Below are 24,886 nucleotides of genomic sequence, written 5' to 3' on the forward strand. Positions count from 1 at the left end.
CGCGGCGCCTGCGCACAATGGCGCCATGGGCACGCTCTACCTCGTCCGCCACGGCCAGGCTTCCTTCGGCGCCGACGATTACGACAACCTCAGCGAACTCGGGCACCGGCAAAGCGTGCGCCTGGGCGAGTACTTCGCCGAGCGCGACATCCACTTCGACGGCCTGATCGCCGGAACGCTGCGGCGCCACAAGCAGACGCTGGAAGGCATCCTGCGCGGCATGGACCGCGCGGGCGAGCACCTGGCGTGGGAAGGCCTGAACGAATACGACAGCGAGGCGGTGATCGCCACCGTGCACCCGCACAAGCTGCAGAAGCCGGACTCGCCGGAAATGGTGCGCCACCACTTCCGCCTGTTGCGCGACGGCCTGGCGCAATGGATGACGGGGGCTGCGCAGCCCTCCGGCATGCCCAGCTACCCGGACTTCGTCGCCGGCGTGGCCGGTGCGCTGGACCACGTGCGCGCCAACCACTATGGGCAGAACGTGCTGGTCGTCACCAGCGGCGGGCCGATCTCCACCGCGGTCGGCCACGTGCTCGACATGAAGCCCGAGGCGACCATCGAGCTGAACCTGCGCATCCGCAACACCTCGGTAACCGAGTTCGCCTTCACGCCCAAGCGCCACATGCTCGTGAGCTACAACGGCATCCCGCACCTGGACGCGCCGGCCTTCAAGGACTGGGTCACCTACGCCTGAACCGGCGCCGGCTCCGGCGGGAACACCAGCCGCCAGCCGCGCCGTCCGCCGGGCAGCGCGATCGCGGGTTCGAAGCCGGCACCGTGCAGCGAAGCGACCTTCTCCACCACGCGGTGTCCGAGCCCCAGCTTGAGCGGCTGCAGCCCGGACTGCGTTGACGCCGTCGCGGCGCCTTCGCGCGCGGGTCCGTCGTCGCTCACCTGCAGCCAGCGCGCGGCCGGGTCCAGTTCCACCTCCACCTGCGTGCCCGGCGGCGTGTGGGCCAGCGCGTTCTCGATCAGGTTGCGCAGGGCCAGTTCCAGCAGCAGCGCATGGCCCGCCAACGGGAAGTGGCCGGGGCTGGAAAGCCCGAGGTCGCTGCCGGCCGCATGCGCGGCGGGCGCGTACTCGCCGACCAGCCGCCGCGCCACCTCGTCCAGGTCCAGCGGCTGGGCGGCTTCGTCCAGTTCCGCGCGGCTGGCCCGGGCCAGCGCCAGCAGGTGCGACAGCACCGCGCCGGCCCGCAAGGCATCGGCACGGACGCTGGCCAGCGCGGACTGCTGCGCGGCGCCAGGAGCGGCGTCCGCCGCGGCGCGCGTCTGCAGCGCCAGCGACGCCAGCGGCGTGCGCAATTCGTGTGCGAACTCGTCGGCCAGGTCGCGCTCGCGCGTGAGCGCCGCGTGGTAGCGCTCGACCAGCCGGTTGATCGCCTCCTCGGTCGCGGCCAGCTCCTCGTAGTTCGCGGGCGCACGCAGCGGCTTGGGCTGCTGCACGTCGAGCGCGTGGACTTCCTCCGCCAGCGTGCGCAAGGGCCGCAGCCCGCGATGGATGGCCAGGCCCAGCACCAGCGCCACCACGGGCAGCAGCCACAGCCCCGGCTCGATCACCTGCTGCGCGATGTCCTGCGCGAGGTCGTCGCGCTCGCCCTGCGACAGCAGCACCATCAGCTTGCGCGTGCGGCCCTCGTCCCAGCGCGTGAAGGCCCGCCAGGGCCGCGGTGGCTGTCCGAGATGAAGGGTCGAGAAGCCCTCCGCGCTGTCGAACCGGGGCAGCGGCGCGTCGCCGGTGTGCGACATCAGCTGCCCGCGGGCGTCCCACACCACCACGCTCATGGACTGCTGGTAGTCGTGCGCCTTCAGCTCCGACAAGCTGGCGGCGGGCACGCGCCGCTGGCCCAGGCCCTCCGCCGCGAGCGGCAGCAACAGCGAGCTCACCGAGGCCAGGTGCCCATCGGTCAGTTCATCGGCCTCCAGTTCGCCGGTGGTGTAGCCCATCACGATGAACACACCCCACACCAGCACCAGGGCTCCGAGCGCCCACGCCAGCAGGTGGCGCGTCAGCGTCGGCAGCGCCGCCCGCGCGACGGTCTTCATGCGCCGGTCTCCGCGGGAACGTAATAGCCCACGCCCCGCACGGTGCGCACGACGTTCTCGCCCAGCTTGCGGCGCAGCCGGTGCACGTGCACTTCGATCGCATTGCTCTCCAGCGCGGCGTCCCAGTTGTACAGCTTGGCCTCGATCTGGGCGCGCGACAGCACGTGCGGCCGCGCCTCCATCAGCGCCAGCAGGACCGAGAACTCGCGCGCCGACAGGTCCACGGCCACGCCGGCGCGCAGCACGGTGCGCGCGGCCGGGTCGATTTCCAGCTCGCCATAGCGCAGCTTCGGCTGGGCGCGGCCGGCGGCGCGGCGCCGCAGCGCGCGCATGCGCGCCGCCAGTTCGTCGGGGTCGAAGGGCTTGAGCAGGTAGTCGTCGGCACCGAGGTCCAGGCCTTCGATGCGCGCGGCGACCTGGTCGCGCGCCGTCATGATCAGCACCGGCGTCGCGGGGTCCGGCAGGCGACCGGGCGCCGCCTGGCGCAGCCTGCGCAGCAGCGTGGTGCCGTCGCCGTCGGCCAGGCCCAGGTCCAGCAGCACGATGTCGAAAGGTTCGGCGGCCAGCGCCGCCCAGCCGCCGGCCACCGTGGGCGTCGTGTCCACCGCGCAGCCGCTGGCCGCGAGGTGGCCCGCCAGCCCCGCCGCAATGCCCGCATCGTCTTCCACCACCAGCACCCGCATGCCGGCCATTGTGGCGGAGCTGCTTAAGGGTGGCTTAAGTTGTCCGGCCGAGCATCCGCCCCAAGATGAGGGACTCCTTGACGCTGCCGCGGCGCGACCTTGCGCCACTTTGGATCACGCTGGCTTTTTTCACGCTGGCGCTCGCCTGGGATGCCAGCGGGCTCGACCTGCCCCTGGCCCGCCTGGCCGGCACGCACGCCGGCTTTCCCTGGCGCCAGCACTGGCTGCTGGTCGACGTGTTCCATGAGGGGGCCCGCCGCTTCTCCTGGCTGCTGGCGCTGGGCCTGGTCCTGGGCGTCTGGTGGCCGATCGGACCGCTGACGCGGCTGGCACCGGCCCAGCGGCTGCAACTCGCCCTGACGACGCTGGTCGCGGCGCTGGCCGTGACCTTGCTGAAGGCGGGCAACGCCACCAGCTGCCCCTGGGACCTGCGTGAATTCGGTGGTGCCGCGCGCTATGTGTCACACTGGAGCGGGCTGGGCGACGGCGGTTCGGGCCACTGCTTCCCGGCCGGGCACGCAGCCACGGGCTTCAGCCTGTTCGGCGGCTATTTCGCCTTCCGGCGCACCGACCGCCGCCTGGCCTGGGCATGGCTGATCCTGGCCGGCGCCGGCGGCTTGCTGCTCGGGCTGGCCCAGCAGTGGCGCGGCGCCCACTTCATGAGCCATACCCTGTGGAGCGGCGTCGTCTGCTGGTGCACCGCACTGGCGATCGACGCTGCCTGGCCCACGCGAACGGAGATTGGAGCGAGATGAACATGCAATCGCCACGGAGCTGGCGGCCGGTGCTGCCGGTCCTGTGCGCCAGCCTGTGGATGGCCACCGTAGGCAACGCGCCGCTGTGGCGCGAACTGGGGGCGCTGGGCCTGCTGTCCGCGCAGTCCGGCTGGCTGCTGGCGCTGTGCCTGGGCGGCACGCTCGCGGCAGCCCTGTTCGCCCTCCTCAGCCTGCTGGCCTGGCGTCCGCTGCTCAAGCCGGCCATTGCCTTCCTGCTGGCCGCGACCGCGTTCGGCGCGTATTTCATGTGGACCTTCCGGGTCGTGATCGACGCGACGATGGCCACCAATACCCTGCAGACCGACTGGCATGAAACCCGGGCGCTGCTCACGCCGCAACTGGGGCTGGTGGTGCTGGTCGGCTGGCTGCTGCCCATGTGGCTGGTGTGGCGCGCGCCCCTGGTCTACGGCAACTGGAAATCGCGCGCCCTGCGCAACACCGGCGCCGCCGCCGCCGGCCTGCTGATCGCCGTGGGGCTGGTGCTCGCCAGCTTCCAGCCGCTCGCCTCGACGATGCGCAACCACAAGCAGGTGCGCTACCTGCTCAATCCGCTCAACTCGCTCTACGCCTTCGGCCAGACCGCGGTCGGCGGCAAGCGGCGTCCCCCGGGAGTGGTGGCGCTCGGCACCGATGCGAAAGTGGCGGCCGGGAACGGCAAGCCGCCGCTGCTGGTGCTGGTGCTGGGTGAAACCGGCCGCAGCGGCAATTTCGGCATCAACGGCTATGCGCGCGACACCACGCCGGAACTCGCGCGCGCCGGCGTCACCAGCTTCCGCAACGCCTGGTCCTGCGGCACCAGCACCGCGGCATCGGTGCCTTGCATGTTCTCGCACTTCGGCCGCGAGGGTTTCGCGGCGCGCGAGCGCGATTCCGAAAACCTGATGGACGTCCTGCAGCACGCGGGCCTGGCCGTGCTCTGGCTGGACAACCAGCCGGGCGGCTGCAAGGGCGTGTGCGACCGCGTGCCCACCGTCGACGTCTCGGCCAGCAAGGATCCGCAGCTGTGCGCCAGCGGCGAATGCCTCGACGCCATCCTGCTCAAGGGGCTGGACGAGCGCATCGCGGCGCTGCCCGCGGAACGCCGCGCGCGCGGCGTCGTGCTCGTGATGCACCAGATGGGCAGCCACGGCCCGGCGTACTCCCTGCGCTCGCCCCCGGCCTTCAAGCGCTTCCTGCCGGAGTGCACCAGCAGCCACCTGCCCGATTGCGACGTGCAGGCGGTGCGCAACGCCTACGACAACACAATCGCCTATACCGACCACGTGCTCGGCTCGGCCATCACCTGGCTGCGCGGCCGCGCGGACTTCGACACCGCGCTGCTGTACGTGTCGGACCATGGCGAGTCGCTGGGCGAGAACAACCTGTACCTGCACGGCCTGCCGTATGCCATCGCCCCGGACGTGCAGAAGCACGTTCCGTGGGTGACCTGGATGTCGCCCGGCTTCGAGCAGGCCACCGGCATCACCGGCGCCTGCCTGCGCGCCGACGTCGACAAGCCGGTCTCGCACGACAACCTCTTTCATTCCGTGCTGGGATTGATGCGCGTGAGCACCAGCGCCTACCAGCGCGGGCTCGACGCGTACGCGCACTGCGCTGCGCCCTGAGCGCCGCTAGACTGCGGCCGATGTCCGAGGAAAGAAGCGACGCGACCTTCTGGGTCGCCTGCCTGTGTGCGCAATGGTGCGGCGTCTGCCGCGACTGGCGGGCGGCCTTCGAGGAACAGGCCCGCGCGCACCCGCATCTCGCCTTTGCCTGGGTCGACGTCGAGGACGAGGCCGACGCGATGGGCGAGGTCGACATCGAGACCTTCCCCACGCTGCTGGTCGCGCGCGGCGACCAGGCCCTGTTCCTCGGCCCCATCCCGCCCTCGGCCGCCGGCCTGGCGCGCCTGCTGGCCACCTTGCAGGCCCAGCCCGGCGCGGCGCCGGGCCTCGGGGTGGAGGCAACGCCCCTTTTGCGTCGGCTCCAGGAGCGCGTCCTACGCCGAAGCCGCGTCTGAAGAGGTAGGGCCGCTCCTACACCCTCCCGCTTTCACGCCTGACGATCAACGGAAGTGATTGCAAGCTCAATCGGACCATGGCCGGCGCAGACCAGCCATGCAGTTCCAACACTTTCGTTTTTGCAAGGAGATCAACACATGGCTTCCAACAATCAGGGCAACTCGAGCGGCAAATCGAATCGCGGATTCGCCTCGATGGACCCGCAACGCCAGCGCGAGATTGCCAGCGAGGGCGGCCGCGCCGCGCACGAAAAGGGCACCGCCCACGAGTTCACTTCCGAGGAAGCCCGCGAGGCCGGCCGCAAGGGCGGCCAGGCGCGCAGCGCCAACCGCCGCAATGCGCTGAACCAGTCCAGCGCCAGCAGCAGCCACGCCAGCGGCAGCAACAGCGGCATGAGCAGCCACGGCAGCAGCAACAGCAACTCCGGCAGCAACAGCGGCTCGCGCGGCGACCACTGAGCGCAAGGCGCACCCATGAAAAAAGCCGCCCTCGGGCGGCTTTTTTTCCTGCGGCCGGCGATCAGTCTTCGCCCAGCTGCCACTCGCCGACCAGGCGCACGCGCTGGTCGAGGTCATCGGGCAGTTCGACGGACGTCTTCTGCGGCGCTGCGGGTTGCGCCTCGGCGCCCGGCTTCCCTTCCCGCACGGGCGCGGGCCCCTCCGCCGCGAGTCGCGAAGCCACTGGCAATTGGAAAGCGGTTGAAAAACGCATGAGGTTCACCCTTGCCCAAAGTTTAGGCAGGCTCATGTGTCAGCGGTGTGAACGACTGCGCGGAGTTCGTGAATATTCACGCGCCGGTGGCCGGCCACCAACTCGGCCGTACCCCCGATGAATTTATTTTCAGGCGGCGGGACGCGCGACCAGCGTCGACAGCGGCAGCGCGGAGATCTCCGCCAGCAAGCGCGCCAGCTCGCGCGCGGCGGCCTCGAGCACCGCGCGGCCCTTCTGCGCCGAAGCGGCCGCGGCGTTCCCTGCCGCCCCCTGCGCGTTGTAGTCCTGCATGGCCCAGCCGAGCTTGGCGCTGCGGCCGTTGCCCAGCACGGGATAGCGGGCCGCCCGGTCGCGCGACGTCGAAGGAAAGTCCTGCGCCTGCTCCATGCGCACCAGCTCCGGCCGCAGCGCCAGCATCAGGGAGGTTTCGATCTCGCCGGCGTGCACGCCGAAGCGGTGCTCGTCCGGCGGGAACAGCCCGTTCACCTCGTCGCCCAAGGGCAGGTTCCACCAGCTGCAGCCGTAGGCGATGAGGTTGCAGCGGGTGCGCAATTCGCGGGCGGCGATGTCCAGCAGGCTCGCCTGCCCGCCGTGGCTGTTGAAGATCAGCAGCTTGCGCACGCCGGCGCGGGCCACCCCTTCACCGATGCCCACCCAGTTGGCGAGGACCGTCGGAGCCGGCAAGGTCAGCGTGCCCGGGAATTGCTCGTGCTCGGGGCTATACCCGACCTGCTGCGTCGGCAATACCAGTACCGGCAATTCCGTGGCCAGAAGAGGTAGCGCGTGCGCTACGATGGCGTCCGCGAGATCGCGGTCGACCGACAGGGGCAAATGCGGCCCATGCTGTTCGGTGGCCCCCACGGGCAGGATGGCCACGGTTGCGGCCGGATCCAGCCCGGCGAAGTCCGTGGTGCGCAAGTCGGCCCAGAAGCGCGAAGTTGGCGGCATTCGGCCGATCTTAAGCGCAACGGGACAGCGGAGGAATTCATGTCGAACGCAGTAGATAGAAACATCAATCAACACAACGCCGGCTGGTCGTTCGAGAACATCAGCGAAGACTTCGATTCGCACATCCAGAAGTCGATCCCGCTGTACGACCTGGGCCACAAGCTGGTCTGCCACTACAGCGATTTCTTCCTCAAGGCCGACAGCGTCGTCTACGACATCGGCTGCTCCACCGGCCAGATGCTCGCCCGCCTGGCGGCGCGCCACCCGCAGAAGCAGGAGCTGCGACTGATCGGCGTCGACACGGTCGCCGACATGGTGGGCATGGCGAGGCGGCTGGAGAAGAAGGATGCGCGCCTGTCCTTCATCCACGGCAACGCGCTCGACGTCGAGTTCGAGCCGGCCGACGTCATCATCGCCAACTACACGATCCAGTTCCTGCCGCCGCGGGTGCGCCAGGACATGATCAACCGCATCTACGCGGCGCTCAACTGGGGCGGCGCCTTCTTCATGTTCGAGAAGGTGCGCGCGCCGGATGGCCGCTTCCAGGACTACGCCAACCAGGTGTACATGGAATTCAAGCTCGAGAACGGCTTCAGCGAAGCCGAGATCGTCAACAAGTCGCGCAGCATCAAGGGCGTGATGGAACCCTTCTCCACGCAAGGCGACCTCGACCTGCTCAAGCGCGCCGGCTTCACCGACGTCATGAGCATCCAGAAATACGTCTGCTTCGAAGGTTTCCTGGCAGTCAAGTAATGCAGGCAGACACGCAATCCTCGGGCGGCGCAGCCGTCGAATCGCCCCTGCCGCAACCTTTGAAGGTACGCCTGGGCAATTTCCTGTTTCGTTTTCGGAATGGCATCGGGCCGATCGCCTTCTTGCTCGCTCTTGCGACTGCGCAGCCGATGAACCCCTTGGGTCGCCCCGACCTTGGCGCGCTGCTAGCCGCCATGGGAGTGCTTGTCGCCTTGGCGGGCGCCGGGGTGAGGATCTTTACCATCGGCTTCGAGTACATCGAGCGCGGCGGCCGCAACCGCCAGGTCTATGCGAGCAAACTAGTCGTGGGCGGCGTTTTCGACCACTGCCGCAATCCGCTGTATGTCGGCAACATCCTGATCTGCGTCGGTCTGGCTCTTGTTGCGAACTCGCCGATCTTCTATGGGCTGATTCCCTGCGTGCTGCTGGCATACATGTTGATAGTTTCCGCAGAAGAGGCCTATCTGCGCAACAAGTTCGGACTGGATTACACTGCCTACTGTGCGCGCGTCGGGCGCTGGTGGCCCCGAATGAATGGCTGGGCTGCGTCGCTGCAAGGACTGCACTTCAACTGGGGGCGCGTGCTGGTCAAGGAATACAACACGGGCCTCCTGCTATTGCTTTCGCTAGGCGTGCTCCTGCTGTGGCGTCAGTACCGTATTGGCGGCACCTCCGCTTTGCCCCCCCACCCCGCCATTGCTGGCGCGCTTGGCACTTGGATGGCGATTTACCTGCTGGCGCGCTGGCTGAAGAAGTCTGGCGTCGTCAAGGACTGATCACCCGCGCGGATCGCGCAGGGCATGCCCCGCGGCGCGCACGATTCTCGCCGCATCCACCCCGAAGAATTCCCGCAGCGCCGCGCGCGTGTCGCTGCGGCCGAAACCGTCGGTGCCGAGCGTGAGGTAGCGGCGGCCGGCGGGCAGGAAGGCGCGGATGCTTTCCGGCACCGCCCGCACGTAGTCGCTCGCCGCGATGATCGGCCCGCGTCCGGCCAACTGGCTGGTGACGTAGGCCGTGCCGGGCTCCGCATCGCCGTTCAGGGCGCGCTGTTCGCAAGCCAGCCCGTCGCGCGCCAGTTCGCTCCAGCTCGTCACGCTGAACACCTCGGTCGGCACGCCGTCGGCAGCCAGCTGCTCCGCCGCCTTGATCACCTCGGTGAGGATCGCGCCCGAACCGAGCAGGGTCACGCGGCGGCTGGCGGTTTCGTCGCCATAGCGCGCCAGCCGGTAGCAGCCGCGGATCACGCCCTCGCGCGCGGCCTCCGGCAGGTCAGGCTGCGCGTAGTTCTCGTTCATCAGCGTGACGTAGTAGAAGACGTCGCGCTGCTCCACCAGCATCTCGCGCATGCCGCGGTCGACGATGAGCGCCATCTCGCCGGCGAAGGCCGGGTCGTAGGCCTTGCAATTGGGGATGGTCGCGGCCACGAGGTGGCTGCTGCCGTCCTGGTGCTGCAGGCCCTCGCCGCCCAGCGTCGTGCGGCCCGAGGTCGCGCCCAGCAGGAAGCCGCGGGCGCGCTGGTCGGCGGCGGCCCAGATCGCGTCGCCCACGCGCTGGAAGCCGAACATCGAGTAGTAGATGTAGAAGGGCAGCATCGGGTGGCCGTGCACGCTGTAGCTGGTGGCCGCGGCCGTCCAGCTCGCGATGGCGCCGGCTTCGCTGATGCCCTCTTCCAGGATCTGGCCGTCGAGCGCCTCGCGGTACGACAGCACGGAGCCGATGTCCTCGGGCTCGTAGCTCTGGCCGGCGCTGGAATAGATGCCCACCTGCTTGAACAGGTTGGCCATGCCGAAGGTGCGCGCCTCGTCGGCCACGATGGGGACGATGCGCGGGCCCAGCTCGGGGTCCTTCAGCAAGGTGCCGAGCAGGCGCACGAAGGCCATGGTGGTCGACATCTCCTTGCCGCCCGCGGCCAGCGCGAACTGCGCATAGGAGGAGACATCGGGGACCGGCACCACCGCGCACTCGGTCTTGCGTTGCGGCAGGTAGCCGCCCAGCGCCTCGCGGTGCGCGTGCAGGTAACGCATCTCGGGGCTGTCTTCGGCCGGCTTGAAGAAATCCAGGTTCTTCGCCTGGTCGTCCGACAGCGGCAGGTTGAAGCGGTTGCGGAATTCCAGCAGCGCCGCCTCGTCCAGCTTCTTCTGGCTGTGGGTCGTCATGCGCCCCTGGCCGGCCGCCCCCATGCCGTAGCCCTTCTTGGTGTGGGCCAGGATGACGGTGGGCTGGCCGCGATGGGCCGCGGCCGCGGCGTAGGCGGCGTGGATCTTCACCAGGTCGTGGCCGCCGCGCTTCAGGCGGTCGATCTGTTCGTCGGTCATGCCTTGCGCGAGGCGCGCGAGCTCGGCGTCCTGGCCGAAGAAGTTGTCGCGGTTGAAGCGGCCGTCCTTGGCCGCGAAGGTCTGCATCTGGCCGTCCACCGTGTGCGCGAAGGCACGCACCAGTGCATGCGTCGTGTCGCGGGCGAACAGGCCGTCCCAGTCGCTGCCCCACAGCAGCTTGATCACGTTCCAGCCGGCGCCGCGGAACAGCTTCTCCAGTTCGTCGACGATGCGGCCGTTGCCGCGCACCGGGCCATCCAGGCGCTGCAGGTTGCAGTTGACGACCCACACCAGGTTGTCGAGCTTCTCGCGCGAGGCGAGCGTGAGCGCGCTCATGCTCTCCGGCTCGTCCATCTCGCCGTCGCCGAACACGCCCCACACGGTGCGCCCGGCGCAATCGAGCTGGTTGCGATGCGAGAGGTAGCGCATGAAGCGCGCGTGGTAGATCGAGCTGATCGGGCCGATGCCCATCGAGCCGGTGGGGAACTGCCAGAAGTCCGGCATCAGCCACGGATGCGGATAGCTCGAGAGCCCGCGCGCGCCGGCGGCCGGCGCGGTCAGCTCCTGCCGGTAGTGCGCGAGGTCGTTTTCGGTGAGCCGGCCCTCGAGATAGGCGCGGGCGTAGACGCCGGGCGCGCTGTGCGGCTGGAAGAACACCAGGTCGCGCGCGCCGAAGAAATGGTTGAAGCCGGCCTCGAACAGGTCGGCCGCGCTCGCATAGCTGGCGATGTGCCCGCCCAGCTCGCCGTAGGCGGCATTGGCGCGCGCCACCATGGCCAGCGCGTTCCAGCGCATCAGCGAAGCAAGCTTCTCCTCGATGGCCAGGTCGCCCGGGAAGGCCGGCTGCCGCTCCACCGCGATCGTGTTGACGTAGGGCGTGACCAGCTCGGGGGACCAGGCGACGTTGGGGCTGCGCGCCAGCACTGCCAGCTGGTCGAGGATGAAGCGCGCGCGCGCCGGCCCTTCGGTGGCGACCAGGGCCAGGAAGGCTTCGCGCCATTCGGCGGTCTCGCCGGGATCGTGGTCGCCGCCCTGGTCGGCAAGGTAACGGGTAATGCTGTCGTCGGCCATGCCGCTACTTTAGGGCTTGTGGGCGGCGGCCGCCGAACGGACTACAGCTCGTCCGTAGCGGCTGACAAGCCGTGCTCGCCGCTCCGACTGCCGCGCACTCCGTTCGGAGGCCTTCGTGGCGCCATCGTCCGAGTCACAAGGCGAAGGGAAAAAGCGACATTGGCTGCATGGACACGCTACGCACCCTCATCAACCGCCAGCTGGCACCCCACGAGTGGGTCCAGGTCGTCTGGGCGACTGTCGCGCTTGCCGTGCTCTGTGCCATGGACCAGGCCACGCGCGGCCCTTCGCTGACCGCGCTGATCATCCAGAACTACTTCAACTGAGTCAGCGCGCCGGCGCGACCCGCCAGACTGTGTTGCCGACGTCGTCGGCCACCAGCAGCCCGCCCTTGCCATCCAGCGCCACACCCACGGGCCGGCCCCAGGCCTTGCCTTCGGGGCTCAGGAATCCCGTCAGGAAATCCACGGGCGCGCCCGCGGGGCGGCCGCCGGCGAAGGGAATGAACACCACCTTGTAGCCGCTGCGCGGCTTGCGGTTCCAGGACCCGTGCTCGCCGACGAAGGCGCCGCTGGTATACGGCGCCGGCAGCTTGCCGTCCGAAAACGCCAGCCCCAGGGGCGCCACGTGGTTGCCCAGCGCGTAGTCGGGCGCGACGGCCTTCGCCACCATCTCCGGCCGGGCCGGCTGCGGCCGCTCGTCGACGTGCTGGCCCCAGTAGCTCCAGGGCCAGCCGTAGAAGGCGCCCTGCCGCACGGAAGTGAGGTAGTCGGGGACCAGGTCGCTTCCGAGTTCGTCGCGCTCGTTGACAACCGTCCACAGCGCCTGCGTGCCCGGCTCGAAGGCCTGGCCCACCGGGTTGCGCAGGCCGCTCGCATGGATCCGCTTGGTGCCGGCGGGCAGGTCGATTTCCCAGATCGCGGCCCGGCCTTCTTCGATCGCCATTCCGGCCTCGGCCACATTGCTGTTGGAGCCGACGGAGGCATAGAGCTTCGTCCCGTCCGGGCTGGTGACCAGGCCCTTGGTCCAGTGGTGGTTCCGGCCGCCGGGAAGGTCGGTCACCTGCACGCCGGCTGCGGCGATCTTCGTCTGGCCCGCCGCATACGGGAAGCGCACGACGGCATCGGCATTGGCGACGTACAGGCTGTCGCCCACCAGCGCCATGCCGAAAGGCGAATGCAGTTTTTCCAGCAGCACGCTGCGGGTTTCCGCCTGGCCGTCGCCGTCGGCGTCGCGCAGCAAGGTGATGCGGTCGGCGCTGGGCGTGCCAGCCCCGGCGCGCGCCATCACCTTCTTCATCACCCAGGCCTTGATGCCCTTCTCCTCCTGCCCTGGAGGTGGAGCGGGATGGTTGCTCTCGGCCACCAGCACATCGCCATTGGGCAGCACCAGCAGCCAGCGCGGGTGGTCCAGGCCACGCGCCAGGGCGGTGACGCGAAAGCCGGCGGGCGCGACCGGCTGTCCGCCCGCGGGCCAGCTCTCGGCCGGGGCGATGTGGACGGTCGGGATCAGCGAGCGCACCGGCTGCGGCAGCTGCGGCGTGGGACCGGTCTGCTCCGGCAGTTTTGCGGTGTCGCCGCAAGCCGCCAGCAGCAGCGCCAGGGCGCAAGGAACGAGGATTCGCGAAGGCATGGCGCCAGTTTGCCGCACGACTCCCCGGCCGTGGGAGGGTCGAAGGAAAAACGGGACAATCGCGGGATGACCCAAGAGCTGTTCCGCCAGGACGCCTACCTCAGGGAGACGCCGGCCACCGTGGTCGCCGTCGACCCGCAAGGCATCGTCCTCGATCGCACCGTGTTCTATCCGCTGGGTGGCGGCCAGGCCGGCGACAGCGGCGTGCTGCTGCTCGCCGACGGCAGCGCGCTGGCCATCGCCGACACCCGCAAGGGCAAGGATGCCGAAGGCCGGCCGACCAGCGCGATCGTGCACGTGCCGCAGGCGGGCCAGGACGAGTTGCTTGCGCGGCTGCAAGCCGGTGCGGCTGTCACTGCCCGCATCGATTGGGAGCGCCGGCACAAGCTGATGCGCTTCCATACGACGACCCACCTGCTCTGCCACCTGGTGCCGCAGCTGGTGAACGGCTGCTCCATCACCGCCGAGTCGGCCCGGCTCGACTTCAACATGACCGATCCGCTGGACAAGGACGCGCTCAGCGCCGGGATCGCCCGGCTGGTGGCCGCCGGTCATGCGGTGGAAGTGGGCGCCATCACCGACGAGGAGCTCGACGCGAATCCCGCGCTCGTCAAGAGCATGTCGGTGCAGCCGCCGCGCGGCACCGGCCGCATCCGCACCATCCGCATCGGCGGCGAAGTCGACTTCCAGCCCTGCGGCGGCACCCACGTGGCCAACACCGGCGAGATCGGCGCCGTGGTCGTGACCAAGATCGAGAAGAAAAGCGCCACCACGCGACGAGTGGTGCTTGGCTTCGCCTGACCGGCCGGAACTTCCCGGCTTCCGCCCCGCTCCATCGCAACAATGAAATTTTCACGCTTCCTGGCCGCCACCGCCCTCGTCTCCCTGCTGCTGCCGGCGGCGGTGCTTGCGCAAGGCAAGGCCGTCGTCACCACGGACAGGGTGCGGGCCGAACTCATGGCCCACGCGCCGCAGGGCGTCGAGCCGGGCAAGCCGGTCTGGGTCGGCCTGCAGCTGAAGCACCAGCCGCACTGGCACACCTACTGGAAGAACCCGGGCGACTCCGGACTGCCGACGCAGCTGGCCTGGACGCTGCCGGCCGGCGTCACCGCGGGCGAGATCGACTGGCCGGTGCCGAAGAAGATCCCGATCGGCAACCTCGCCAACTACGGCTACGAGGACACCGTGCTGCTGCCGGTGCCGCTCACGATCACGCCGCAGTTCAAGCCCTCGGCGCTGGGCGGCGACCTCGAGATCAAGCTGCACGCCAACTGGCTGGTCTGCCAGAAGGAATGCATTCCCGAAGAGGGCGACTTCACGCTGAAGCTGCCGGCAAAGAGCACCACGGCCGGCAACGGCGCGGCCTTCGATGCCGCACTGGCCGCGCGGCCGCAGAACGTTGCCGCGGGCGGCGAGATCACGCCCCCGAGCTCGGCGCGCGTCGACGGCACCATGCTCGCCCTCACGGTGCAAGGCCTGCCCGTGCAGGCGCGCGGCAAGACGCTGGAGTTCTTCCCCGAAGTCGCGGAAGTGATCGAACCCGGCGCCAAGTGGACGCAGGAATGGCAGGGCGCGGTCTGGCGTGCCCAGGTGCCGCTGTTCCCGCAGCGCAGCGCCAGCCCCACCGTGCTGCCTGCCGTGGTCGTCGCCGACGGCAAGGGCTACCGCGCCGAGCTGACGGTCGCGGGTGGCTGGCCGGCAGGCGCGCCCACCGCGGGCGTGTCGCCGGCGCTGGAAGCCGCGCTGAAGGCCAATGCGCAGCCGCCGGCGTCCACGCCCTCCATCGGCTTGATCGCGGCGCTGCTGGGCGCCGTGCTCGGCGGCCTGATCCTCAACCTGATGCCTTGCGTGTTCCCGGTGCTGGCCATCAAGGTGGTCGGCTTCACGCAGCATGCCGACGACAAGCGCGGCCATCGCGTCGCCGGCTTCGCGTACACCGCAGGTGTCGTCGTTTCCTTCCTCGCCCTGGGCGGCGTGATGCTGGCCCTGCGCGCGGCCGGCGAGCAACTCGGCTGGGGCTTCCAGCTGCAGTCGCCCGCGGTGGTCGCGGTGCTGGCCGCCCTGTTCACGCTGATCGCGCTCAACCTCGCGGGCGTGTTCGAGTTCGGGTCCTTCCTTCCCAGCAGCGTGGCCTCGCTGGAAGCGAAGCACCCGGTGCTGAATTCCTTCCTGACCGGCGTGCTGGCCACGGCCATCGCATCGCCCTGCACGGCGCCGTTCATGGGCGCGTCGCTGGGCCTGGCGATCAGCCTGCCGGCGATCGAAGCGCTGGCGATCTTTGCCGCGCTCGGCCTCGGCATGGCGCTGCCCTACCTCGCCGCCAGCCTGGTGCCGGCGGTCGCGCGGATGTTGCCGCGGCCCGGTGCCTGGATGGAAACCTTCCGCCGCCTGATGGCCTTCCCGATGTTCGCCACGGTGGCCTGGCTGGTCTGGGTGCTGGGCCAGCAAAGCGGCATCGACGGCGCCGGCGCGCTGCTGGCGCTGCTGGTGGCCATGAGCATGGTGGTGTGGGCCTTCACGCTGCGTGGCCGCACGCGCGTGGCGCTGGCTTCGCTGGCCGTCATCGGCCTCGGCCTGGTGGCCTGGAGCACCGGCGGCGCCATCACCCGTCCGCACGAGGCCGCACCGTCGCAGTCGCTCGCCAGCGGCTGGCAGCCGTGGGAGCCGGGGCGCGTCGACCAGCTGCTCGCGGCCGGCCAGCCGGTGTTCGTCGATTTCACCGCGGCCTGGTGCGTCACCTGCCAGTACAACAAGAGGACCACGCTCGCCAACCGCGAAGTGCTGGCCGATTTCGACGCCAACAAGTTCGCGCTGCTGCGCGCCGACTGGACCCGCCGCGACCCCGCCATCACGGCGGCATTGGCGCAGCTGGGTCGCAACGGCGTGCCGGTGTACGTCGTCTATCGCCAGGGCCGCGCGCCCGTGGTGCTGTCCGAAGTGCTGGGCGTGCAGGAAGTCCGCGCCGCCCTGGCGCCCCCGTCCCTGTAAGGAGCTTTGCCATGCTGCGTCGCGCCCTGCTTGCCTGTGCCTCCCTGGTCCTCGCTGCCGGCGCGCAGGCAGCGCCCGCGGTCGGCCAGCCCGCGCCCGAGATCGTGCTGAAGGACGCGGCCGGCCAGGTCGTGAAACTGAGCGACTACCGCGGCAAGTTCGTGGTGCTGGAGTGGACCAACCCCGGCTGTCCCTTCGTGCGCAAGCACTACAACAGCGGCAACATGGCATCGACCCAGCACGACGCCGCCGGCAAGGGCGTGGTCTGGCTCTCGGTCAATTCGACCGAGCGCGCCAGCAGCGACTACCTCGAGCCGGCCAAGCTGGTCGCCTGGCAGAAGGAGCGCAAGCTGCAGGCCACCGCGACGCTGATGGACGAAGACGGCGTCGCCGGCAAGGCCTACGGCGCGCGCACCACGCCGCACATGTACATCGTCGATCCGCAAGGGCGGCTGGTGTATGCAGGCGGCATCGACTCGATCGCATCGAGCAGCGCGGACGACATCCCGAAGGCGACGAACTACGTGAAGGCGGCCCTGGCCGAAGCGGCGGCCGGCAAGCCGATCACGCAGGCCAGCACGCGGCCCTACGGCTGCTCCATCAAGTACAAGTCGTAGGCGGCGCCGCCGGCCGTACACTGGCCGGCATGGACTCCATCCGCGACCTGCGCCGCATCCTCGGCAGCTGCCGCACGATCGCGGTGGTGGGGCTGTCGCCGCAATGGCACCGCCCCAGCTTCTTCGCCGCCAAGTACATGCAGGAGCACGGCTACCGCATCGTGCCGGTGAATCCTTCCGCGCCCGAGATCCTCGGCCAGCGCAGCTACCCGAGCGTGACGGCCGCGGCACAGGACGGCGTGCAGATCGACATGGTGGACTGCTTCCGCAAGAGCGCCGACATCCCGCCGATCGCCGACGAAGCCATCGCCATCGGCGCGAAGTGCCTGTGGCTGCAGATCGGCGTGGTCGACGAAGCCTCGGCCGCCAAGGCGCGCGCCGCCGGCCTCGACGTGGTGATGGACCGCTGCGTGAAGATCGAGCATGCGCGCCTGTTCGGCGGCCTCAACTGGGCCGGCGTCGACACCAAAGTCATCTCGGCCCGCCGGCCGCAGCAATTGTTCTACTGAGATGAGCGACAAGGACCACCAGTACGGCTTCGGGACGCGGGCGATCCACGCCGGCGCGATTCCCGACCCGGTGACCGGCGCGCGCGCCATCCCGATCCACCAGACCACCAGCTTCGTGTTCGACTCCGCGGAACACGCTGCGAGCCTGTTCAACCTGCAGACCTTCGGCAACGTCTACAGCCGCATCAGCAACCCCACGGTGGCGGCTCTGGAAGAGCGCGTGGCCTCGCTCGAAGGCGGGCGCGCGGCGCTGGCCTGCGCCACCGGCATGGCGGCGCAAATGACGGCGCTGCTGGCGATCCTGAAGGCCGGCGACCACATCGTCGCGGCCTCCACGCTTTACGGCGGCACGGTGGGCCAGCTGGGCATCGGCTTCTCGCGCCTGGGCATCACGACGACCTTCGTCGACCCGGCAGACCCCGACAATTTCCGGCGCGCGATCCGTCCCGAGACGCGCGCCGTCTACGGCGAAACGCTGGGCAACCCGCTGGTGAACGTGTTCGACATCGCAGCCGTCGCGGCGATCGCGCACGAGCACGGACTGCCGCTGGTGATCGACAACACGGTGGCCAGCCCCTACCTGTGCAACCCCTTTGCCTTCGGCGCCGACATCGTGGTGCACAGCGCCACCAAGTACCTCGGAGGCCACGGCACGACGATGGCCGGCGTGATCGTCGAGTCGGGCAAGTTCGACTGGGGCAGCGGCCTGGCCGCGCAGAACTTCCCGGAGATGCTGGAGCCGAGCAAGGCCTACCACGGGGTGAAGTTCTACGAGACCTTCGGCGACTTCGGCTACACGATGAAGGCGCGCATGGAGGTCAACCGCACCTTCGGCGCCACCCTTTCGCCGCTCAATGCCTGGCTGATCCTGCAAGGCATCGAGACGCTGCACCTGCGCATGCAGGCGCATTGCCGCAACGCGCAACGGGTCGCCGAATTCCTGGCCGACCATCCCCTGGTGGGCTGGGTCAACTACCCGGGCCTCGCGGACTCGCCGCACCACGCGCTGGCGAAGAAGCAGTTCCGCGCCATCGACGGCAAACCGGGATCGTCCGGCATCCTCACCTTCGGCATCCGGGCCGCCGATCCCGTGAAGGCAGGCGAACGCTTCATCGACGCCTGCGAGTTCCTCAGCCACCTCGCGAACATCGGCGACGCCAAGACGCTGGTGATCCATCCGGCCTCGACGACGCATAGGCAACTGGACGAGGCGGAACTCGCGCGCGCCGGCGTGCGCCCCGACATGATCCGGCTCTCGGTGGGCATCGAGGATGTCGAGGACATCCTGTGGGACGTGGACCAGGCCTTGCGCCAGGCTGCTGCCTGAAACGCGCCTAGGGCCGTCGCTCCATCCAGACGAACAGCCCCGGAATGGGCACGCGCTGCTCCTCGCGCACCGGCCTGCGCTCCAGGCGCGTCACCACGAAGCCGTTCTCCGCGGCCAGGCGCCGCACATACTCTTCGGAATGCGCGTAGCGCAGGCTGGGCCGCAGCACCAGGTCCTGCGCGGCTTCTTCCACGGTGAAGCAGAAGCTGGCGCCAGCAGGCATCACGCGCGCCAGCTCGCGGAAGACGCCCTCCAGCGCGCCGACGTAGATGAAGACATCGGCCGCGAGCACCAGGTCGAACGGCGTCTCGCAGCCAGCGAGGAATTCGAGCACGTCCTGCTGCACCAGCGTGTCGTAGACATCGCGCGCACGCGCCTGCGCCAGCATGTTGGCGGACACGTCGACGCCCGTCACTTCGCCGGCCAGCGCCCGCAGCGCCGGCCCGGCCAGGCCCGTGCCGCAGCCCAGGTCGAGCGCGCGCGCGTGGCGGCGGCCCGCCAGCGGCGCCGTCAGGAGTTCCGGGGCGCGGTAATTGAGGGCCTGGACCAGGTGGCTGTCGAACTGCGCCGCGTAGGCATCGAACAGGTTCTCCACGTAGTGCCGCGGCGCGCTGGCGGGCGCCTCGCCCGCGGCCAGCGCACCGAGGTAGTAGCGATTGAGTTCGGCGTCGCCGCCGCGGGCCAGCGCTTCGCGGAAAGACTCGGCAGCCTCCTGCGTGCGGCCCATCTCCCGCAGCAACGTTCCGCGCAAGGTCCACAGTGCCGGCCGTTTCGCATCGATCGCCAGGGCCCGGTCGAACAAGGCCAGCGCCTCGGCGGCATGCCCCAGTTCGGCATGGGCTGCCGCGCAATGCCCGAGGGCCTCCGCGTTGCCGGGCTCGCGTTCGACCGCTTCCTGCAGCACCGCCAATGCATCCGCGGGCCGACCCAGCTTCAGCCGCACCGCGCCCAGGTTGGTGAGCACCGAGGGCCGCCCGGGCGCCAGCGCCAGCGCGGCGACGAACTGCCGTTCCGCCTGCTCGAGCCGGCCGGCCTGGTAATGCGCCACGCCGTCCTGGAAGAAGCGGCGCGCCTGGTCGAGAGCGGTGTCCATGTGGCTGCCGATGATAGGGGCGCGCCGGGCCGGCCTGCGACAATCGGGGGATGGCCTTTCCCCCGCTCGCGAACGACACCTTCCTGCGCGCCTGCCTGCGCCAGGCCACGCCTTACACGCCGGTCTGGCTGATGCGCCAGGCCGGCCGCTACCTGCCCGAATACAAGGCCACGCGCGCCCGCGCCGGCAGTTTCATGGGCCTGGCCACCAACGTGGACTACGCCACCGAAGTGACCTTGCAGCCGCTGGACCGCTTCGCGCTCGACGCAGCGATCCTGTTTTCCGACATCCTCACCGTGCCCGATGCGATGGGACTGGGGCTGAGCTTCGCCGAAGGCGAAGGCCCGAAGCTGGCGCGCCCGCTGCGCGACGAAGCCGCGGTGGCGGCATTGGCCGTGCCCGACCTCGACAAGCTGCGCTACGTCTTCGATGCGGTCACCTCGATCCGCCGCGCGCTGAACGGCCGCGTGCCGCTGATCGGCTTTTCCGGCAGCCCCTGGACCCTGGCCTGCTACATGGTCGAAGGCGGCGGTTCCTCGGACGACTGGCGCCGCGTGAAGAGCATGCTGTACGCGCGGCCCGACCTGATGCACCGCATCCTGGCAATCAATGCGGAGGCAGTCGCGGCTTACCTCAATGCGCAGATCGACGCCGGCGCGCAGGCGGTGATGGTGTTCGACAGCTGGGGCGGCGCGCTGTCGCACCGCGCCTTCCTCGAATTCAGCCTGCCTTACACGGCGCAGGTGCTGGCGAAGCTGAAGCGTTCGCAGGACGGCACGACCATTCCGCGCATCGTCTTCACCAAGGGCGGTGGCCTGTGGCTGCCGCAGATGGAGAAGCTGGATTGCGAGGTCCTGGGTGTCGACTGGACGGTGAGCCTGGCGCAGGCCCGCGCGCAGGTCGGCGGCAGCAAGGCCCTGCAAGGCAACCTCGACCCCGCCGTGCTGTTCGCGCCGCCGGCGCAGGTGGCCGCCGAAGCGCGCCGCGTGCTCGATGAATTCGGCGCGCCGCACACCGGCAGCGGCACCGGGCCGACGCACATCTTCAACCTGGGACACGGCATCAACCAGCACACACCGCCGGAGCACGTGCAGGCACTGGTGGAAGCAGTGCATGCACATTCGGCGCAAATGCGGGGCGCAAGCGCGGCGTGAAACAGGCGTCATCGGGGTGTTCCCTAGCTGACAGGCGCGGCAAATCCTCCGTCGTGGCGCTTGACTTGTGCACAGAAGACGTGTTGCGGCGCAACGAACCCGGCCGTACGGCCGCCGGCCTGCTCCAAAAACGCTAGCGCCGCTAAGTCATTGATTTTGTTGAGATTCCAGATATGCACTTTTTCGGCGCCGTCCCGGCAAGCCCTTGATTTTTCGGGCTTCCCGGGCTTGACCGGTGCCGTCTATCAACAAAGTTATCCACAGCAATCAACTCTTCTTTACAAAGCTTCGTGGAATCAAGGACTTACGGGGGTTTGTGCGGGGAGGGCCTCAGCAAGACCATCTAACTCGACCACAAGATGACGCGGACGCTCCGGGTGGTCGTCCCCACCCCGGCCCACAGCCAGCTCAGCGAACCCCTGACCTACGCAAGTGAGTTGCCACTCGCGGCGGGATGCTTGGTGCGTGTGCCGCTGGGCCGGCGCGAGGTTTGCGGCGTGGTGTGGGATGCGGAAGACGGCGCTGCCGAAGTGCTGGCGGCAGACAAGATCAAGGCGATCGGCGGGCCGCTCGGCGACATCGCGCCGCTGTCGTCGAATTGGCGACAGCTCGTTACCTTCGCCGCGAACTATTACCAGCGCAGCCTCGGCGAAGTCGCGCTCGCCGCGCTGCCGCCGCAATTGCGCGAACTCGATGCGGGGCAGCTGGCACGCCGCTTGAAGCGTGCCCGTGCCGACGCTTCCGAAGCAGCCCCCGCGCAAGGGCCGCCGCTGACGCCCGAACAGGCGGACGCACTGGCCGCGATCCGTGCGGAGGCCGGGCCTTTCCTGCTGTTCGGCGCCACCGGCAGCGGCAAGACCGAGGTCTACCTGAACGCGGTGCAGGAACTCCTCGCGCGCGAGCCGGACGCGCAGGCCCTGGTGCTGGTGCCCGAGATCAACCTCACGCCGCAGTTGCAGGCGCGCTTCGTCGAACGCTTCGGGGCGAACGCCGTGGTCCCCCTGCACAGCGGCATGACCAACCCGCAGCGGCTGCGCAGCTGGCTGGCGGCGCATGCGGGCCAGGCGCGCATCGTGCTGGGCACGCGGATGGCGATCTTCGCCTCGCTGCCGAAGCTGCGCCTGATCGTCGTCGACGAGGAGCACGACCCGAGCTACAAGCAGCAGGAAGGCGCCCGCTACTCGGCCCGCGACCTCGCGGTCTACCGCGCACGGCTCGAAGGCGCGAAAGTCGTGCTGGGTTCGGCGACACCGTCGCTGGAAAGCTGGCAGGCCTGCGACCGCGGGCGCTACCGGCTGCTGGAGATGCCCAGCCGCGTCGGCGCCGGAGCCTTGCCCCGCGTGCGGCTGGTCGACATGAACCAGCAGCCCAAGCACACGCTGTTCTCGGCGCCGCTGATGGCTGCGATCCGCGAACGCGTCGCGCGCGGCGAGCAGTCGCTGGTGTTCCTGAACCGGCGCGGCTATGCACCGGTGCTGGCCTGCGGCGCCTGCGACTGGCGCAGCGACTGCCCGCATTGCAGCGCCTACCGCGTCTTCCACAAGATCGATCGCACGCTGCGCTGCCACCACTGCGGCTACACCGAGCGCGTGCCGCGCGCCTGCCCGGCCTGCGGCAACGTCGACATCGCGCCGCTCGGCCGCGGCACCGAACGGCTGGAGGAGCAGCTGGCCGAACTGCTGGCCGATGCCACCCGGCCCGACGGCACGCCCGCGCGGGTCGCCCGCATGGACGCCGACAGCACGCGGCAGAAGGGCGCACTCGAGCAGCAGCTCGCGCAAGTCCACGCCGGCGAAGTCGACGTGCTGGTCGGCACGCAGATGGTCACCAAGGGCCACGACTTCCGCCGCATCACGCTGGTGGCGGCGGTTAATCCGGACTCGGCGCTCTTCTCCAGCGATTTCCGCGCACCGGAGCGCCTGTTCAGCTTGCTGATGCAGGCGGCCGGCCGGGCCGGGCGCGACGCGGCACAGGCGTCGGCCAGCGAGATGTGGGTGCAGACCTGGCACCCGCAGCATCCCTTGTTTGCCGCACTGAAGAAGCACGACTTCCCGGCGTTCGCCGCGCAGCAGCTGAAGGAGCGCCAGCAGGCCGCGATGCCGCCCTTCGCGTACCAGGCGGTGCTGCGCGCCGAGGCGCGCACGCAGGAGGTGGCCCAGCAGTTCCTGCAAGCCGCCGCGGATTCCGCGCCCGGCCTGGAAGGCAGCGAGCACGTCTTCGTCTATGCGCCGGTGCCGATGACCGTGCAGCGGGTGGCCAACGTCGAGCGCGCGCAGCTGCTGCTCGAAAGCGGTTCGCGGCCGGCCCTGCAGGCATTCCTGGCCGATTGGCAGGCGCGGCTGCAGTCCGTGCGGCCACGCGGCCTGATCCGCTGGGCGGTGGACGTGGATCCGCTCGTGATCTGAAGCCTCAGGAAGATTTCTCCTTCAGCGCCAGCTCGTACAAGGCATTGCGCGGCGCGCCGGTGATTTCCGCCGCCAGCTTGACCGCGCTTTTCACCGGCAGCTCCGCCAGCAGCAGGCGCAGCACCCGCAGCGCCTCGCGATCGTCCTCCGCCACGGCGACAGGGTGCAGCACCAACGCGAATTCGCCACGGCTGCGCTGCGGCGACGCCGCCAGCCATGCGGGCAGCCCGGCGCAAGGCAGCGTGGCAATTTCCTCGAATTGCTTGGTGAGCTCGCGCCCGACCGTCACCGGCCGTTCGCCCAGCACCGCGAGCGCATCCGCCAGCGCGGCGATGCGATGCGGCGCCTCCAGCAGCACGACGGCGCGCGCTTCGCCGGCCAGCTTCTCCACCGCCTGCTGCCGCTCCTGCGGCTTGGCGGGCAGGAAGCCCTGGAAGACGAAACCCGCATCCTCGCCCGCCGCGCCGGCCGCGCTCAGCACGGCGGTGACGCTGCTGGCGCCCGGAATCGGCACCACGGCCAGGCCGGCCGTGCGCACGGCCGCGGCAATGCGCGCGCCGGGGTCGCTGACGCCAGGCGTGCCGGCATCGCTGGCATAGGCGATGCGCTCGCCCTGCTGCAGCCGCCGCACGACTTCCTGCGCACCTTGCGCCTCATTGTGTTGATGCACGCTGAGCCAGCCGCCCGCCGGCTTGGCGATGCCGTAGGCGCGCAGCAGCGCCTGCGTGTGCCGCGTGTCCTCGCAGGCGATGCAATCGGCCAGCTCCAGGACGTGCAGGGCCCGCAGGCTGACATCCGCCAGATTGCCGATGGGCGTGGCGACGACATAGAGCGCTTGTTGCGGATAATTCTGCGAGGACGCCGCCTCGCGCGCGGCGGCGAGGGCGGAGGCAAATGTGGCGCTCAAGGACTCTCCTGAAGGTGGCCGCGCCGTGGTCACCACCAAGGCTGAAGGCGATGCGGCGGAAGACCGCGCCCTGCACTACCTGCTGGGACGCGGCCTGCGGCTGGCTGCCCGCAATTATCGGACGCCCGGCCGCGGCGGCGGGGAGATCGACCTGGTGCTGTGGGATCGCGACGGCACGCTGGTGTTCGTCGAGGTCCGCAAGCGCGCCTCGCGCGCGTTCGGCGGTGCGCTGGGCAGCATCACCGCGGCCAAGCAGCGCCGCATCGTCTTCGCGGCGCGCCACTACCTGCTGAAGCTGCGCTCGCAGCCGCCCTGCCGCTTCGACGTGGTGTGCCTGGAAGACGAAAGCGGCGGCATCCAGTGGATGCGCGCCGCCTTCGATGCGAGCTAGGGACGCGAAGTCCCCGCTGCGTTTCTCGACTGGAGTTCTTAGTTCCGGTCGGCCTTCGCGACGACCATCGGCTCGGCCGGGGCGGCGCCCATCGACTGCTGCTCCACCACCGGGGCCGGGGCCTGGGCCACGACCGGGGCGGGGGTCTCGACGATGGCGGTGCGCTGCTCGATGACCGTCTGGGCCGTGTAGGCCTGGTCGATCATGCCGGGCACGCCGGTCTCACCCATGGAGGTGAGGTGGGTGCTCTGTTGGCCGGCGCCCAGCGCGGGGTTGGTGATGAACGGGTTGGGCGGAACGCCCTGCGCCATGGCGACACCGAGGACGGCGACAGCGGACGCACCAGCGATGACACCAGCGATTTTTTTCATGACAGCCATTGCAACTTCTCCTGAGACTTGATTTGTGAAAATGGATTGAAAACCTGCAGGCACTCAAGCCAGCGATACGTAGATTAGTGAGCCGCAACTTTCGCGGCGTCAGCCCCGCGCGGTACCTCGTGTAGTGATATGCCCGGCGTGGCGTCGGCCACTGCCCCGCCACGGGTCGCTCGCGCA

Annotated in this window: 25 protein-coding genes; 16 read left to right on the plus strand and 9 right to left on the minus strand. The window is 69.6% G+C overall.

Going from position 1 to position 24,886, the window contains the following annotated elements:
* The first annotated feature begins 25 nt into the window (after positions 1–25).
* Positions 26–697 (plus strand): histidine phosphatase family protein, encoded by a 672-nt coding sequence (locus LZ009_RS02440; protein WP_275696279.1) that lies wholly within the window; start codon positions 26–28, stop codon positions 695–697.
* Here the strand turns inward: LZ009_RS02440 and LZ009_RS02445 are convergent.
* Together LZ009_RS02445 and LZ009_RS02450 are read right to left on the minus strand one after the other, a co-directional pair.
* Positions 688–2,049, minus strand: a complete 1,362-nt coding sequence (locus LZ009_RS02445) for a histidine kinase dimerization/phospho-acceptor domain-containing protein (protein ID WP_275696280.1) — start codon at positions 2,047–2,049, stop codon at positions 688–690. The two genes, LZ009_RS02440 and LZ009_RS02445, sit on opposite strands and share 10 nt — an antisense overlap.
* The gene (locus LZ009_RS02450) at positions 2,046–2,732 is read right to left on the minus strand and encodes a response regulator transcription factor (RefSeq protein ID WP_275696281.1); all 687 of its coding nucleotides are present in this window, start codon (positions 2,730–2,732) and stop codon (positions 2,046–2,048) included. Before LZ009_RS02450 ends, LZ009_RS02445 begins: the two co-directional genes overlap by 4 nt.
* 65 nt (positions 2,733–2,797) lie before the next feature.
* Here LZ009_RS02450 and LZ009_RS02455 point away from each other — a divergent pair, with 65 nt between their 5' ends.
* The 4 genes from LZ009_RS02455 (at position 2,798) to LZ009_RS02470 (ending at position 5,966) form a co-directional block, all read left to right on the plus strand.
* Entirely contained in the window at positions 2,798–3,487 is a 690-nt protein-coding gene (locus LZ009_RS02455) for a phosphatase PAP2 family protein (protein ID WP_275696282.1), read from the plus strand.
* A 2-nt stretch (positions 3,488–3,489) separates the two neighbouring features.
* Positions 3,490–5,112 carry a phosphoethanolamine transferase gene (locus LZ009_RS02460; RefSeq protein WP_275696283.1) on the plus strand — a complete coding sequence of 541 codons (1,623 nt, stop codon included), beginning with the start codon at positions 3,490–3,492 and terminating at the stop codon, positions 5,110–5,112.
* A gap of 20 nt (positions 5,113–5,132) precedes the next feature.
* Complete coding sequence (locus LZ009_RS02465) at positions 5,133–5,507, plus strand: thioredoxin family protein (RefSeq protein ID WP_275696284.1); 375 nt, start codon at positions 5,133–5,135, stop codon at positions 5,505–5,507.
* Between the two features lie 138 nt (positions 5,508–5,645).
* A complete protein-coding gene (locus LZ009_RS02470) occupies positions 5,646–5,966 on the plus strand; it encodes a KGG domain-containing protein (protein ID WP_275696285.1) in 321 nt (106 codons plus the stop codon).
* 61 nt (positions 5,967–6,027) lie between these two features.
* Here LZ009_RS02470 and LZ009_RS02475 read toward each other — a convergent pair whose 3' ends face one another.
* Entirely contained in the window at positions 6,028–6,189 is a 162-nt protein-coding gene (locus LZ009_RS02475; protein WP_275696286.1) for a hypothetical protein, read from the minus strand.
* 159 nt (positions 6,190–6,348) lie between these two features.
* Positions 6,349–7,167, minus strand: a complete 819-nt coding sequence (locus LZ009_RS02480; protein ID WP_275696287.1) for a creatininase family protein — start codon at positions 7,165–7,167, stop codon at positions 6,349–6,351.
* Positions 7,168–7,206: 39 nt separating this feature from the next.
* Between LZ009_RS02480 and LZ009_RS02485 the strand changes: the two genes are divergently transcribed.
* Positions 7,207–7,920, plus strand: coding sequence for a methyltransferase domain-containing protein (locus tag LZ009_RS02485; protein ID WP_275696288.1), 714 nt, complete (start codon positions 7,207–7,209; stop codon positions 7,918–7,920).
* Positions 7,920–8,696: a methyltransferase family protein gene (locus tag LZ009_RS02490; protein WP_275696289.1), complete on the plus strand. Its 777-nt coding sequence runs from the start codon at positions 7,920–7,922 to the stop codon at positions 8,694–8,696. The genes LZ009_RS02485 and LZ009_RS02490 overlap by 1 nt, the downstream gene beginning before the upstream one ends.
* Here the strand turns inward: LZ009_RS02490 and mdeB are convergent, their stop codons facing one another.
* Positions 8,697–11,306, minus strand: coding sequence for an alpha-ketoglutarate dehydrogenase (gene mdeB / locus LZ009_RS02495; RefSeq protein WP_275696290.1), 2,610 nt, complete (start codon positions 11,304–11,306; stop codon positions 8,697–8,699).
* Positions 11,307–11,473: 167 nt separating this feature from the next.
* Here mdeB and LZ009_RS02500 point away from each other — a divergent pair, with 167 nt between their 5' ends.
* On the plus strand, positions 11,474–11,632 hold the full coding sequence (locus tag LZ009_RS02500; protein WP_275696291.1) for a hypothetical protein: 159 nt from the start codon (positions 11,474–11,476) through the stop codon (positions 11,630–11,632).
* A 1-nt stretch (position 11,633) separates the two neighbouring features.
* Here the strand turns inward: LZ009_RS02500 and LZ009_RS02505 are convergent, their stop codons facing one another.
* Positions 11,634–12,938 carry a PQQ-dependent sugar dehydrogenase gene (locus LZ009_RS02505; protein WP_275696292.1) on the minus strand — a complete coding sequence of 435 codons (1,305 nt, stop codon included), beginning with the start codon at positions 12,936–12,938 and terminating at the stop codon, positions 11,634–11,636.
* Positions 12,939–13,004: 66 nt separating this feature from the next.
* Between LZ009_RS02505 and LZ009_RS02510 the strand changes: the two genes are divergently transcribed.
* The 5 genes from LZ009_RS02510 to LZ009_RS02530 are packed head-to-tail and all read left to right on the plus strand — an operon-like array spanning position 13,005 to position 18,379.
* Entirely contained in the window at positions 13,005–13,739 is a 735-nt protein-coding gene (locus LZ009_RS02510) for an alanyl-tRNA editing protein (RefSeq protein WP_275696293.1), read from the plus strand.
* 42 nt (positions 13,740–13,781) lie between these two features.
* Entirely contained in the window at positions 13,782–15,926 is a 2,145-nt protein-coding gene (locus LZ009_RS02515) for a protein-disulfide reductase DsbD family protein (protein WP_275696294.1), read from the plus strand.
* A gap of 11 nt (positions 15,927–15,937) precedes the next feature.
* On the plus strand, positions 15,938–16,543 hold the full coding sequence (locus LZ009_RS02520) for a redoxin domain-containing protein (RefSeq protein WP_275696295.1): 606 nt from the start codon (positions 15,938–15,940) through the stop codon (positions 16,541–16,543).
* Positions 16,544–16,572: 29 nt separating this feature from the next.
* Positions 16,573–17,052, plus strand: a complete 480-nt coding sequence (locus LZ009_RS02525; RefSeq protein WP_275696296.1) for a CoA-binding protein — start codon at positions 16,573–16,575, stop codon at positions 17,050–17,052.
* 1 nt (position 17,053) lies between these two features.
* On the plus strand, positions 17,054–18,379 hold the full coding sequence (locus LZ009_RS02530; protein WP_275696297.1) for an O-acetylhomoserine aminocarboxypropyltransferase/cysteine synthase family protein: 1,326 nt from the start codon (positions 17,054–17,056) through the stop codon (positions 18,377–18,379).
* A 7-nt stretch (positions 18,380–18,386) separates the two neighbouring features.
* Here the strand turns inward: LZ009_RS02530 and LZ009_RS02535 are convergent, their stop codons facing one another.
* Positions 18,387–19,472: a tetratricopeptide repeat protein gene (locus LZ009_RS02535; protein ID WP_275696298.1), complete on the minus strand. Its 1,086-nt coding sequence runs from the start codon at positions 19,470–19,472 to the stop codon at positions 18,387–18,389.
* Between the two features lie 50 nt (positions 19,473–19,522).
* Between LZ009_RS02535 and hemE the strand changes: the two genes are divergently transcribed.
* Positions 19,523–20,626, plus strand: coding sequence for a uroporphyrinogen decarboxylase (gene hemE, locus LZ009_RS02540; RefSeq protein WP_275696299.1), 1,104 nt, complete (start codon positions 19,523–19,525; stop codon positions 20,624–20,626).
* A 359-nt stretch (positions 20,627–20,985) separates the two neighbouring features.
* The gene (locus LZ009_RS02545) at positions 20,986–23,031 is read left to right on the plus strand and encodes a primosomal protein N' (RefSeq protein ID WP_275696300.1); all 2,046 of its coding nucleotides are present in this window, start codon (positions 20,986–20,988) and stop codon (positions 23,029–23,031) included.
* Between the two features lie 4 nt (positions 23,032–23,035).
* Here LZ009_RS02545 and rsmI read toward each other — a convergent pair whose 3' ends face one another.
* The gene (gene rsmI / locus LZ009_RS02550) at positions 23,036–23,938 is read right to left on the minus strand and encodes a 16S rRNA (cytidine(1402)-2'-O)-methyltransferase (RefSeq protein WP_275696301.1); all 903 of its coding nucleotides are present in this window, start codon (positions 23,936–23,938) and stop codon (positions 23,036–23,038) included.
* On the opposite strand from rsmI, the gene LZ009_RS02555 reads away from it, so the two are divergent.
* Positions 23,928–24,329 carry a YraN family protein gene (locus LZ009_RS02555; protein WP_275696302.1) on the plus strand — a complete coding sequence of 134 codons (402 nt, stop codon included), beginning with the start codon at positions 23,928–23,930 and terminating at the stop codon, positions 24,327–24,329. The genes rsmI and LZ009_RS02555 overlap by 11 nt on opposite strands.
* A gap of 38 nt (positions 24,330–24,367) precedes the next feature.
* On the opposite strand, the gene LZ009_RS02560 is transcribed toward LZ009_RS02555, so the two are convergent.
* Positions 24,368–24,700 carry a hypothetical protein gene (locus tag LZ009_RS02560; RefSeq protein ID WP_275696303.1) on the minus strand — a complete coding sequence of 111 codons (333 nt, stop codon included), beginning with the start codon at positions 24,698–24,700 and terminating at the stop codon, positions 24,368–24,370.
* Between the last annotated feature and the right edge of the window lie 186 nt (positions 24,701–24,886).

The organism is Ramlibacter paludis (genome assembly GCF_022012305.1).
In the GTDB taxonomy this organism is placed as follows: domain Bacteria; phylum Pseudomonadota; class Gammaproteobacteria; order Burkholderiales; family Burkholderiaceae_C; genus Ramlibacter; species Ramlibacter paludis.